Raw genomic sequence first — 12134 nt, forward strand, 5'->3', positions numbered from 1 at the left:
AAGCACCTGATAGGTGCAAGCTTTTATCAATCTCAGCTTATATCCGCTTAAAAACCAAATCCCAGACACCATGTCCCAAGCGATGACCACGTTGCTCAAATTTGGTCAGGGGACGGTAATCAGGACGTTCGATGTAAGTATTGTCGTGGCTTGTATTTTGAAAACGAGTATTGGAGGAGACATCTGCAAGCATTTGTTCAGCATAATCTTGCCAGTCTGTTGCCAGATGTAAATGGCCACCATGTTCTAATTTGTCTGCCAGGACATTGACAAACTCAGGCTGGATAATTCGCCGTTTGTTGTGGCGTTTCTTGTGCCACGGATCAGGAAAGTAGATTTGAACACGTGCCAGAACCTGGTTTTTAATGCGATGCTTAATAAGCTGTACGGCATCTGTGCATGCCACTCTGACATTCCTCAGTTGTTCGTCATCAATGGCTTTAAGAAGCTGGCCTACACCTGGACGATGTACTTCGATGCCAATATAGTCTTGGTCAGGCTGATTTTTTGCCATTTCAATCAGCGATGCACCATTACCAAAGCCAATTTCTATAATTTTTGGTGCTTCGCGACCAAACAATGCGTTGAGATCAGACAAATCTGTATCATCATCGATACCAAAGACGGGCCAGTGATTGTCCAGAGCACGTTGTTGACCAGGCGTCAGTCTGCCTTCACGGCGAACAAAACTGCGGATTTGGCGCAGGGTTTTTGTTTCAGTTGTCATAGATCGTATCGGTAAAAATTTAAAGGCCGTTATGATACCTGAAGCGCTAATGGATAACACGGCAAGCAAATTTTTTTATATCCAGACAATCTGATTGAAACGACAATGTGATGCATATCACAACCAATGTTTACGCCTGATTACGTTGTATGGATGTCGAAAAACAATAAAAAGACCTCTTTTTTATCGAGCGTTGACGGTGTAAGTTTTTGATAACAGCGTGCTAAAAATGACTATTAGCGTTATAATATTTGGTCTTTACGTAGAATCTTAAGGGTACTCCGAGCCCCGCCATTATCTTTGCATATAATCAGGCAAAGCATTTAAGAGAGAAGGAAAGTATGGTTCATCCAGTTTTAGAAGCCGTCACCAATGACGTAATCGAGAGAAGCAAAAAAACACGGGAAATCTATCTCGGCCGTATTGATGAGGCGATGCAAAAAGGCCCACATCGTGCTGTATTGGGCTGCGGCAATTTAGCTCATGGATTTGCTGCCTGTTCCATGTCAGAAAAAGCGGACTTGGCAGGAGATAAAAAAGCCAATATCGCGATTATTTCTTCATACAACGACATGTTATCGGCGCACGAGCCGTTTAAAGATTTCCCTGCAATCATCAAGAAAGCTGCAACCGAAGCCGGTGGTGTCGCTCAGTTTGCTGGTGGTGTTCCTGCCATGTGTGATGGTATTACGCAAGGCCAGCCAGGTATGGAACTGTCGCTTTTCAGCCGTGACGTCATTGCAATGGCAACCGCCATTGGCCTCAGCCACAATATGTTCGATGCCGCTATGTATCTGGGCGTTTGTGACAAAATTGTTCCGGGTTTATTGATTGGTGCATTGAGTTTTGGTCACTTACCGGCTGTTTTCGTACCGGCAGGACCTATGCCGAGCGGTTTGCCTAACAAAGAGAAAGTCCGTATTCGTCAGCTCTACGCTGAAGGTAAAGTCGGTCGTGAAGAGTTATTAAAAGCAGAGTCTGAGTCTTATCATAGCCCTGGTACATGTACTTTCTACGGTACAGCAAACAGTAACCAAATGATGGTTGAAATGATGGGCTTACACCTCCCTGGTAGCTCCTTCATTAATCCAAACACACCGCTGCGTGATGCGTTAACAAAACGTGCGACTGAACAAGCACTCAAATTTACCGCGTTAGGCGATGACTATCGTCCAATCGGTCATATGATCGATGAGAAAGCGATTTTGAATGCCCTGGTGGGTCTATTAGCCACAGGTGGTTCAACTAACCACACTATTCATCTGATTGCGATTGCCCGTGCGGCAGGTATTATCATTAACTGGGATGACTTTGACCGTCTGTCAAAAATTATTCCATTAGTGACACGTATTTATCCTAATGGTACAGCTGATGTGAACCACTTCCAGGCTGCCGGTGGTATGGGTGTGTTAATTCGTGAACTATCTAAAAATGGCTTAATGCATACTGACATCATTACTATCGGTGATGAAAAAGGTATGGAACAGTACACCAAAGAGCCAACTCTAAAAGATGGCACACTGACATGGGAAGAAGGCCCTGAAGGTTCTCTTGATACTGATGTTATCGGTAGTGTGGCAGCACCATTTGCAACAAGCGGTGGCTTACATCTGATCAAAGGTAATCTTGGCCGTGGTATGTCTAAGATTTCAGCGGTTGATCCGAAACATCAAGTGGTTGAAGCACCGGCGATGGTCTTTGATCACCAGGATGATGTTGTTGAAGCCTTCAAACGTGGCGAAATGAACAAAGACGTGATTGTTGTTCTGCGCTTCCAAGGACCAAAATCAAATGGTATGCCTGAGTTGCACAAACTGACACCACCATTGGGCGTATTACAGGATAAAGGCTTTAAAGTAGCGCTTGTTACTGACGGCCGTATGTCTGGTGCCTCTGGTAAAGTGCCTTCAGCTATCCACCTCTGTCCTGAATGTGCAGATGGCAGCATCCTGACCAAAGTTCGCGATGGCGATATGATTCGTCTTGATACACAGCGTGGCGAATTAAATGTGTTAGTTGATGAAGAAGAACTGAACTCACGTATGGCTTGTGTTCTGGCTAATACTGAACATCACTATGGCATGGGCCGTGAACTGTTTGATAGCTTCCGCCAAGGTGTTTCATCAGCTGAAACGGGTGCCATTAACATGTTTAATGTCGAATAATTATTTGGAATAAATTAATCAATGTCTAAAACAATTCAAGAGATCATGAAAGTATCACCGATTGTACCGGTGATGGTTATCAATAACGTTGAACATGCTGTGCCTTTAGCTAAAGCGTTGGTTAAAGGTGGTTTAAAAGTTCTGGAAATTACACTGAGAACAGATGCAGCACTTGAATCTATTCGCCTTATTAAAGCTGAAGTTCCAGATGCTATCGTCGGTGCTGGTACTATCATCAATATTGAAACATTAAATGCGGCAATTGACGCTGGCGCCGAGTTTATCGTCAGCCCTGGTACCACAGAAAAATTGATTGATGCGGCATTAAAAACTGGCGTGCCTTTATTACCTGGTGTGGCCGATCCAAGCCAGGCAATGGCACTGCTGGAAAAAGGCATCACAGCAATGAAATTCTTCCCTGCAGAAGCCGCGGGTGGTGTGCCAATGTTGAAATCAATCGGTGCGCCGATTCCACAAATCACTTTCTGCCCAACGGGTGGTGTCAACCAGAAAAATGTGAAGGACTATTACAGTCTTTCTAATGTAGGTTGTGTTGGTGGTTCATGGATGTGTGCTGCAAGTTTAGTCGATGCGGAAAACTGGGATGAAATTACCCGTCTTTCTGCTGAAGCGATTGAATTAGCGACTGCCTAAGCGCGAATCCAATAAGAATAAAAAGGCTGGGATTATCCCGGCCTTTTTATGCCTGTCTTACCAGCAAAATGCCTTTTGATAACCAGTCTGTTATTAACTCTTTGGCGCCATTTTTTATCAGCTGATAATCAAGTTGTGGCATGGCTTCGGCAATAGCATCAATAACCGACTCAACGTCTTCTCCCTGGCTGATTTGCTCGAAGAGATGTGCGCTTAAACCATTGAGTTCGATGAACTTTACGTCATCCGTTTTATTGCGATATACCAGCAGATAATGAGGTAGTTCAGAGGGCGTGGTCGGCTGAAAATCATCACAAATCTGATGTACAGGAAATTGGAAACTTAATAGCCAGGCCAGGGGAGAGCCTTGATAAGACATGGCCAACATATTGGTTTTCTCATCAATCTCACTACATTGCCATTCTTCCTCGGCAATACTTAATGCCAATTCAACCCACTCATAATGAGCCAGCTCTTGTAAAAAAGGCATGGTCTCATTTACGTCATGCTGTTGATTCAAATATTCAATGAACTCTTTTGAGACATCAACAAACCGAGGTGATTGGCAAAAATGATTTTTCATAAAGGATCTGACCAGTGCCAGCCAGTCATTTTCGTTCATCAGTTGCCGTATAACGGGAAAAGCACTGGATAAGGTGCTGTCAATATTATTAAAAAATAAATCGCGGTAAATCGTCATTCGACGGCTTTCCAGCTGGTCTGGAATAGGCTGATGTTCAGGATCTCGGATATAGGCGGCAAACTGATATTGTGTTTCTTGAAACTGATTAGCCATGCCGAGCCTGCATATCATATGGCTGTTGTTGATATTGTCTGATGATCGTCATCTCATCAAACAAATGTGACAGAGAAGGAATATTAAAGTCGCGCTCAAGCAGGGTAGGGATGATGCCATGCCGGTCGTAAGTATGACTGAGGAGTTGCCAGACAGGGTCGACAATATCAGCACCATGAGTATCGACGATCAAATCCTCTGCTTCATTGTAATGTCCGGCAATATGGAGATACGCAATTCGATCCGTCGGCATCGCATCGATAAAGTGCTTGGCGTCATAACCATGATTGATACTGTTCACATAAACATTATTTACATCTAATAACAGACCACAATTTGCTTCTTCTAGTACCTCTCGCGTGAAATCAACTTCAGTCATTTCTTGGCCTGGGGCGGCGTAATACGACACATTTTCTATAATAAGTTGTCTTTCCAGAATATCCTGAACCTGCTTAATACGCTCTGAAACATAATGAACAGACTCAGCAGTAAACGGAATTGGCATTAAGTCATAAAGGTGGCCATCATCACTGCAATAGCTTAAATGCTCGCTATAACTAACGATTTGATGCTTGTCGAAAAACTGTTTCAACTGTTTGAGAAAAGCGACATCAAGTGGCGCAGGGCTACCTATAGACAGTGATAACCCATGACACATCATCGCAAAGCGTTCACAAGCAGCCGTGAATTGCTTGGCATATTTGCCACCAAGTCCCATCCAGTTCTCTGGCGCGACTTCCATAAAGTCGATATCAGGATTGCCCAATTCTAAGAGTTCTTCAATAAATTGTCGGCGTAGTCCAAGGCCTGTTCCTGAGACCGGACATGATGGGTGCGCCATTTTCTTCTCCTGCAGAATGCTGTCTTGATAAGACGAATTCATGCTGCGATTGTTACAACTATCAGTCTAAATTAATTTCAAACATGGTCCGGTCAACACCGACATTGCCTGTTTTTGTGTCTACAACATAAAGAATAGCTTTGTAGTGACCATTCTTTTTCAATTGGGTTTTTGCTGAAAAGATGCCGATGGGCCCTGTAAAGCTTAATGGAATTTCATCTATCTTTTTCTCATCCTGCATCACAATGGCTTTAGCTTCATAATCATCTGGATTCCACAGACCATTTTTCTTAATAGGACAGCCACACATTAATGAAGAATTCAGATAGAACTCAACAACACCGTCCTGTAAGACCTGTGTCCAGCCGTCAGCAATAAAGCCAGGCATTTTGATGGTGATGCCGTCACCTAATAAATCTTTGCCGGGGATCAACCATGTAGTGACGCTGGCCTCTTGTAGAGACTGACGGTAAGCATAGGGACCGAACAAGGTAATTTTAACCAGACGTGGCGTATCGATATCTACCGTTGCCAGGTAGCCAGCAGTATTATTATCTGAAAGCCTATCGCCACGTTGAACTGGATTTTTGATTAAACGATCAGTATCACCGGTGCCACCATGAATCCAACCTTCGTCGAGTAATTCATCTGTCTCGGCATCTTTGATAGTTACCCGAACGCCGCCCACACTCGTGCCGATAAATTTAGCATCAACAGCCATTGCTCTAATCATTACTTGCGTGGATTCTGCCTGTGCAACCAGGGGTAAAAACGAGAGTGTCAGCAGCAAGAATGAGATGTAAGAAAATCTACGCATGATATATCCCTCAGTTATTCGTCTGTAGCCAAGCATCAAATCCACCGGCGATAGAGTAAACATGTTGATAGCCCATCGTTTGTAATGTTTGGGCAGCCAATGCGGATCGTCCGCCTGATTTGCAGTAAACAATAATAGCTTGCTCAAGGTTAGTCAGTGATGGGTGAGAATTCAGTGAAAACTCCAGCATACCTCTGGGAATAGGCAGCGCATTGGCTATGTGGCCTGCCTCATATTCTGCTGGTTCTCTGACATCAATGACCGTGGCACTATCCAACATGGACGTCGCATCTTCACAGCTGATTTCATTAATTTCACTTTTGGCTTGTTTGACCAAATCCATTGCAGTTAGGCTCATAACAACCTCGTTATTGTTTACAGATGATAAAACACACGATAACAAATTCTGTGTATTAGTAAATGCTAATTTTCTAAATAATTGACATGCATTAAATCAGGGAAACTAAGGACAGAATCAATAAAACGTATAACAGTGAGTCTGCAAATATGTAATAGTCCTTTCTCATTACGTTTCATAGCGTCATAATGTGAAACAGATACATATTGATGCTTAAGATGCATCAGCCAAAATTGATGAAATAACCTGGTTAATCTATGTTTGCTTATATTGTCCGAAGGATTCTCTATGCGTTTCCGATTTTAATCGGAGTCAACGCGCTCACCTTTGCTTTGTTTTTTATGGTCAATACGCCGGATGATATGGCGCGAATGCATCTGGGTGAAAAGCACGTTACTCAAGAAGCGGTAAATGTCTGGAAAGAAGAAAGAGGTTACAACAAGGCGTTGCTCTGGAATCATGAGCAGCAGGGCATAGATAAACTCACCGATACGATTTTTTTTGATAAATCATTGAGTCTGTTCGCATTTGAGTTTGGTCAGGCAGATGATGGCCGCGATATTGGTGAAGATATTCAAACACGTATGTGGCCCAGCCTGGCGATAGCGGTTCCCGTTTTCATTATTGGTATGCTGGCCAATATTACGTTTGCCATGCTGATGGTGTTTTTCAGAGCCAGTTATCTTGACCTCAGTGGGGTCATTCTCTGTGTTGTTCTGATGTCTATTTCTGGGCTGTTTTACATCATCGGTGGCCAGTTTTTGGTGGGAAAGATCATGCAGCTGGTCCCGTTATCAGGCTACGCACAAGGATTAGATGCCTTTAAATTTGTTATTTTGCCTGTCTTTATTGGTATCGTTTCTGGTATTGGTTCAGGCTCACGCTGGTATCGCACTCTATTTCTGGAAGAAGTCTCAAAGGATTATGTTCGCACTGCCAGAGCGAAAGGCTTATCTGAAATCAGAGTGTTATTTGTACATGTGCTGAAAAACGCCATGATACCCATCCTAACTGGGGCGGTAGTGGTTTTACCTACCTTGTTTATGGGAAGTTTAATCCTTGAATCCTTCTTTGGTATTCCCGGCTTAGGCAGTTACACCATTGATGCTATCCAGGCCCAGGACTTTGCTATCGTGCGTTCAATGGTCTTTCTGGGATCGGTTTTGTACATTGTGGGGCTGGTACTGACAGATATTTCCTATACGTTAGTGGACCCAAGAGTAAGATTAGATGGTTGATAAGATTGATGTACGTCAACAAGCCTTAAGCTGCTTGTTGATGAGTGACCCATGGCAGAAAGCACAGCACACAAGAGCACTCTACGAGCAAATAAGCAAAGAAGGTTTTTATTTAAATCGACAATCACTTGATGTACCGACGATACCGGGCAGACCAGAAAAGCCAGATTTAGTCCCACCCAAAGCATTACCGCGTCGACGTAATAATCAACAAACGGGTCATGCCACACTGATTCACGCCATATGTCATATTGAGTTTAACGCGATTAATCTGGCACTGGACGCGACAGCCCGGTTTGCTGATATGCCTGAGGCTTTTTATCTGGACTGGATGCAAGTCGCCTATGAAGAAGCACATCATTTTTTATTATTAGATGAACATTTGCAAAGCATGGGCTTTCATTATGGTGATTTTCCCGCCCATGACGGTATGTGGGAAATGGCGCAGAAAACACATCATGATCCACTGACAAGGATGGCATTAGTGCCTCGCGTGTTAGAGGCGAGGGGATTAGACGTCACTCCTTCGATGATGAAGAAGTTAAAAAACTCTGGTGATCATAAAGCGTTTGATATTTTGACACTGATTTTGGAAGAAGAGATTGGTCACGTGACCATCGGTACTCGTTGGTTTAATTTTCTGTGCGAGCAACGGGACGTGGACCCTTTCGAGACGTTTAAAACCTTACTTCATACCTACTTCAATGGTGAGATTCGTGGCCCGTTTCACACGGAGGCCAGATTAGATGCAGGGTTTACACAGCAGGAAATGGATTTGCTGGAATCTCAGGCCGTATACAAAAAGCAGGGCTGATTATTCAGCCGCTGCTTTTTTCTTTTTCTCCATTTCTGCTTTCTGCCGACGGGATTCTTTCGGATCAGCAATTAATGGACGATAGATCTCGATACGGTCTTTATCATTCAACTCGGCATTCAGCTTACACATCTTGCCAAAGATACCGACTTTATCTGTTTTTAAATCGATTTGTGGGAAACGCTCTAAGATGCCAGAACGTTTGATTGCTTCTTCTACGACGCAATCTTTAGGGACTTCGATAGGAATAATGACTTGTTCATTCGGTAGCGCGTAAGCTACCTCAATTAGCATTAAATCAGCGTTTTCCATAGATTTCCTGTGCACGTTTACAAAAAGCTTCTACCAATGAGCCTGAGATTTGAGTGAAAACAGGGCCTAATGCTAAATCTAATAAGCGGGTAGAAAATTCGAAGTCCATATCAAGCTGGACACGACACCCCTGGTTATCGCCAATAGGTTTAAATTGCCAATGGCCTTCTAAGTGACGAAAGGGGCCGTCAATTAACTCGATCCGAATGGCATTGCCATGATCGAGCACGTTCCTGGTGGAAAATTCATGATGAATGCCGCCTTTGGCTATATCTAGTGAGGCGCAAATAACATCTTCATTTTTACTGATAATTCTGCTGTCGCGACACCAAGGCAAAAACCGTGGATAGGCTTCAACATCATTAACCAAATCAAACATTTGATCAGGTGTGTACATGACCAGAGAGCTTCGTGTGATGGTAGTCATTGAAATCCGGTTACGTCATTAATTAATTCAGAAGACCGATAAGATTGGCAAAGACAATCATAATTGCAATCGGTGTAATAAAACGTACAAGTACTCGCCAAGTCGAATACAGCACTCCATTGCCCAATCCCAGCTCATCCATCGAGCTCTGTCGCTTCATTACCCAGCCTGCAAAGAAGGCTATCAGTAATCCGCCCAAAGGCAACATAATATTCGCTGTAAGGTAGTCAAGCAACTCAAACATCGTTAATCCGAATAATGTCCATTCCCGGCCGATGTTAAATGAGAAGATTGTCAGCAGACCTAATAACCAGATTATGGCACCTGAGTACACGCTGGCTCGGAGTCTTGTCATATTCTTATTTTCTACTAACCATACAACAATTGGCTCAACCAGTGAAATGCCAGAACTCCAGGCAGCAAATAATAATAAGACAAAAAAGATACCACCAAAGAACTCACCGCCCGGCATATGACCAAAGGCAATCGGTAGCGTATCAAAAATTAAACTTGGTCCTTGTCCTGGTTCTAAACCATTGGCAAATACGAGAGGGAAGATCGCCAAGCCTGCAAGTAATGCCACGCCTGTATCCATTACAGATATGGTCAGAGAGACTTTGAAAATAGAAGCTTTTTGAGGCAGGTATGACCCATAAACCATAATCGCGCCCATCCCCAAACTTAAGGTGAAAAAGGCATGACCCATCGCAGTCAATACGCCAGTATGCGTTAATTTAGAAAAATCGATGGCAAATAAAAACTGCACACTCTGATCAAAATATTGCCCAGTATTGTAACCATAGCCAACCAACATCAATATGATGATAAACAGGGCGGGCATAATAATGCGCACAGACTTTTCTAAACCATGCTGCACACCTCGCACCACAATGCCGACCGTCATCAGCATAAATATCGTATGCCAGGCTAATAAACGTTCCGGATCATTGACCAGGGCTTTATGGATACTAATTGCGCCATCAGCGGTGACCCCTTCAAATACACCAGAAAAAGCGCGCGGAATATACGCCATAGCCTGGCCGGCAATTACACTATAGTAGGAAAGAATCAAAAACCCCGTCAGCACACCCATGCCACCAAGCCATTGCCAATTTGTACTTCGGCCTTCTTCGTCAGCAATCGACTTCAAACTATTGATGGGATTTTGTCGGCCTCGACGACCGATAAGAATTTCAGCCATCATCAGCGGAACGCCGATAATGGCAATACACAGCAGATAAATTAGAACAAAGGCACCACCACCATTTTCACCCGTGATGTATGGGAATTTCCAGATGTTTCCCAGGCCAACAGCCGATCCTGTTGCTGCAAGAATAAATGCCCAGCGAGATGTCCACTCGCCATGAATCGACTTTGTAGGTCTAGCCATTCGGTCGCCTCAAAAAAGTAAATTCACTCGATTGTACCCAAAACTTTTGTCTTTCAACAAACCGCACTCATTTTAGTTTCGTGAATGATAAATAATGAAGCCGCTGTTTAAACACTCTATAATATGCACATGGCAGCGAAAAAGAATAAAAAGAAAGTAGGCGAAAACACCATCGCAGTGAACCGTAAGGCACGGCATGAATTTTTCATCGAAGATAAATTTGAAGCAGGACTGGTTCTCGAAGGGTGGGAAGTGAAAAGCCTGCGTGATGGAAAAGTGCAGCTCAACGAAAGCTATGTCCACGTTCGCAATGGTGAAGCCTGGTTAGCAAACGCACTTATTACTGCGTTAAAAACCGCATCTACACATATCAAACCAGAGCCACAACGTGACCGTAAGTTACTGCTGCATAGAGCAGAATTACACAAATTGATTGGTGCGGTTGAGCGTAAAGGCTACACGCTGATTCCATTAAATATGTACTGGAAAAAAGGCATGGCCAAGATTGAAATTGCGCTGGCCAAAGGTAAACAACTTCACGATAAACGCGCAACTGAGAAAGATCGCGACTGGAATCGTGACAAAGCCAGAATTCTGAAAGCAAGATAAGTTTTCACTGGTTGAAAAACGCCTAATCCGATACAATATAAGAGTTCAACACTTTGGGGGCGACCTGGCTTCGACGGGGATTACAAAACCTAAGGTGCATGCCGAGTACTTCAGTTCTCTCGTAAAAAAGACTGGAATTAAATTAGTTGCTAACGATAACAACTACGCACTAGCTGCTTAATAACCAGTGAATGCCGTTCGACCAGATCCGTGCTTGTGCGTCTGGTATCGGGCGTCGACTCTCACAAGATCGTCTCGAGGTATGCTTGGTACTAAGAGATTAAAACCTTACAAGATCGCTACTTGTTTTCCCTGTTCATCGGGTAGCAGGTAGTTAAATTAATAGATGAAATAAGCATGTAGATCCGAAGGCGGAGGATCTGCGGACGCGGGTTCGATTCCCGCCGCCTCCACCAAACATAAATGACCACCCTCGGGTGGTTTTTTTGTGCCTAACGATCTGGAAAGTAGGTTGGGTAGAGCTATAGCGAAACCCAACAGTTGAGACTTTGTATAATGATCTTTTGTTGGGTTTCATGCTGCAACTTAACCTACCGATTATGTTTAACTCAACTTTTTCTGAGGGATTTAGTTGAAGCGTTTATAGTCGGGTTATATCAATATCGTCTGAGGTGATAACCATGAAAAAATTAGCGCTAGCTTGGCTAATGTTCGTTAGTGTTTTTGCTCATGCCGACGAGCTGACAAAAGAAGAAACCTGTGAGGGCTGGGCAAATAAAGCCGAGCAGTTTATGGAGGTTCGGCAAAACAATGTGCCTATCCATGAGGCGATGAAGATGACGGTGGGCAATTTTTCTCGTGGATTGATGTTGCGTGCTTATAATGAACCGGTTGCTGAAAATGAGGGTGAAAAGCAAGCTGTTATCGATCATTTTGCTGAACTAATTGAAGATGAGTGTTTGAAAAACGCTCAGTAAAAAGGTCGCATCAGGCTGGATTTACCGCGCAGCAAATAGTTTTAAGTT

General features: G+C 43.6%; 14 protein-coding genes and 1 other RNA gene. 7 read left to right on the forward strand and 8 right to left on the reverse strand.

Annotated elements, in window-relative coordinates:
* Nucleotides 1-37: 37 nt before the first annotated feature.
* A complete protein-coding gene (trmB, locus tag QQL60_RS03520; protein WP_284722441.1) occupies nt 38-727 on the reverse strand; it encodes a tRNA (guanosine(46)-N7)-methyltransferase TrmB in 690 nt (229 codons plus the stop codon).
* 341 nt (nt 728-1068) lie between these two features.
* On the opposite strand from trmB, the gene edd reads away from it, so the two are divergent.
* Both edd and QQL60_RS03530 read left to right on the forward strand, forming a co-directional pair.
* Nucleotides 1069-2892, forward strand: coding sequence for a phosphogluconate dehydratase (edd, locus tag QQL60_RS03525; RefSeq protein WP_007145465.1), 1824 nt, complete (start codon nt 1069-1071; stop codon nt 2890-2892).
* 21 nt (nt 2893-2913) lie between these two features.
* Nucleotides 2914-3546: a bifunctional 4-hydroxy-2-oxoglutarate aldolase/2-dehydro-3-deoxy-phosphogluconate aldolase gene (locus QQL60_RS03530; RefSeq protein ID WP_284722442.1), complete on the forward strand. Its 633-nt coding sequence runs from the start codon at nt 2914-2916 to the stop codon at nt 3544-3546.
* A 46-nt stretch (nt 3547-3592) separates the two neighbouring features.
* Here QQL60_RS03530 and QQL60_RS03535 read toward each other — a convergent pair whose 3' ends face one another.
* The 4 genes from QQL60_RS03535 to QQL60_RS03550 all read right to left on the reverse strand — a co-directional run bounded on the left by QQL60_RS03535 (nt 3593) and on the right by QQL60_RS03550 (nt 6358).
* On the reverse strand, nt 3593-4342 hold the full coding sequence (locus tag QQL60_RS03535; protein ID WP_284722443.1) for an HvfC family RiPP maturation protein: 750 nt from the start codon (nt 4340-4342) through the stop codon (nt 3593-3595).
* Nucleotides 4335-5183: an HvfB family MNIO-type RiPP peptide maturase gene (locus QQL60_RS03540; RefSeq protein WP_284722444.1), complete on the reverse strand. Its 849-nt coding sequence runs from the start codon at nt 5181-5183 to the stop codon at nt 4335-4337. Before QQL60_RS03540 ends, QQL60_RS03535 begins: the two co-directional genes overlap by 8 nt.
* Nucleotides 5184-5244: 61 nt before the next feature.
* Nucleotides 5245-6000 carry a hypothetical protein gene (locus tag QQL60_RS03545; protein WP_284722445.1) on the reverse strand — a complete coding sequence of 252 codons (756 nt, stop codon included), beginning with the start codon at nt 5998-6000 and terminating at the stop codon, nt 5245-5247.
* Between the two features lie 10 nt (nt 6001-6010).
* Entirely contained in the window at nt 6011-6358 is a 348-nt protein-coding gene (locus QQL60_RS03550; protein WP_284722446.1) for a rhodanese-like domain-containing protein, read from the reverse strand.
* A gap of 257 nt (nt 6359-6615) precedes the next feature.
* Here QQL60_RS03550 and QQL60_RS03555 point away from each other — a divergent pair, with 257 nt between their 5' ends.
* Together QQL60_RS03555 and QQL60_RS03560 are read left to right on the forward strand one after the other, a co-directional pair.
* On the forward strand, nt 6616-7596 hold the full coding sequence (locus QQL60_RS03555; protein WP_284722447.1) for an ABC transporter permease: 981 nt from the start codon (nt 6616-6618) through the stop codon (nt 7594-7596).
* Entirely contained in the window at nt 7589-8410 is an 822-nt protein-coding gene (locus QQL60_RS03560; RefSeq protein ID WP_284722448.1) for a ferritin-like domain-containing protein, read from the forward strand. Before QQL60_RS03555 ends, QQL60_RS03560 begins: the two co-directional genes overlap by 8 nt.
* Here the strand turns inward: QQL60_RS03560 and QQL60_RS03565 are convergent, their stop codons facing one another.
* Genes QQL60_RS03565 through QQL60_RS03575 form a run of 3 tightly spaced genes read right to left on the reverse strand, consistent with a single transcriptional unit; the run spans nt 8411 to nt 10539 of the window.
* Nucleotides 8411-8722: an RnfH family protein gene (locus QQL60_RS03565; protein WP_284722449.1), complete on the reverse strand. Its 312-nt coding sequence runs from the start codon at nt 8720-8722 to the stop codon at nt 8411-8413. It abuts the gene before it with no gap.
* Complete coding sequence (locus tag QQL60_RS03570) at nt 8709-9149, reverse strand: type II toxin-antitoxin system RatA family toxin (protein WP_007145456.1); 441 nt, start codon at nt 9147-9149, stop codon at nt 8709-8711. Before QQL60_RS03570 ends, QQL60_RS03565 begins: the two co-directional genes overlap by 14 nt.
* Before the next feature lie 22 nt (nt 9150-9171).
* A complete protein-coding gene (locus QQL60_RS03575; RefSeq protein ID WP_284722450.1) occupies nt 9172-10539 on the reverse strand; it encodes a sodium-dependent transporter in 1368 nt (455 codons plus the stop codon).
* A gap of 129 nt (nt 10540-10668) precedes the next feature.
* On the opposite strand from QQL60_RS03575, the gene smpB reads away from it, so the two are divergent.
* The 3 genes from smpB to QQL60_RS03590 all read left to right on the forward strand — a co-directional run bounded on the left by smpB (nt 10669) and on the right by QQL60_RS03590 (nt 12086).
* Nucleotides 10669-11148 (forward strand): SsrA-binding protein SmpB, encoded by a 480-nt coding sequence (gene smpB / locus QQL60_RS03580; protein WP_007145454.1) that lies wholly within the window; start codon nt 10669-10671, stop codon nt 11146-11148.
* Between the two features lie 55 nt (nt 11149-11203).
* Nucleotides 11204-11564: a transfer-messenger RNA gene (gene ssrA, locus QQL60_RS03585) on the forward strand.
* 225 nt (nt 11565-11789) lie between these two features.
* Nucleotides 11790-12086: a hypothetical protein gene (locus QQL60_RS03590; RefSeq protein ID WP_007145453.1), complete on the forward strand. Its 297-nt coding sequence runs from the start codon at nt 11790-11792 to the stop codon at nt 12084-12086.
* Nucleotides 12087-12134: the final 48 nt, after the last annotated feature.

The sequence above is a fragment of the Methylophaga thalassica genome, from assembly GCF_030159795.1.
GTDB classification, from domain to species: domain Bacteria; phylum Pseudomonadota; class Gammaproteobacteria; order Nitrosococcales; family Methylophagaceae; genus Methylophaga; species Methylophaga thalassica.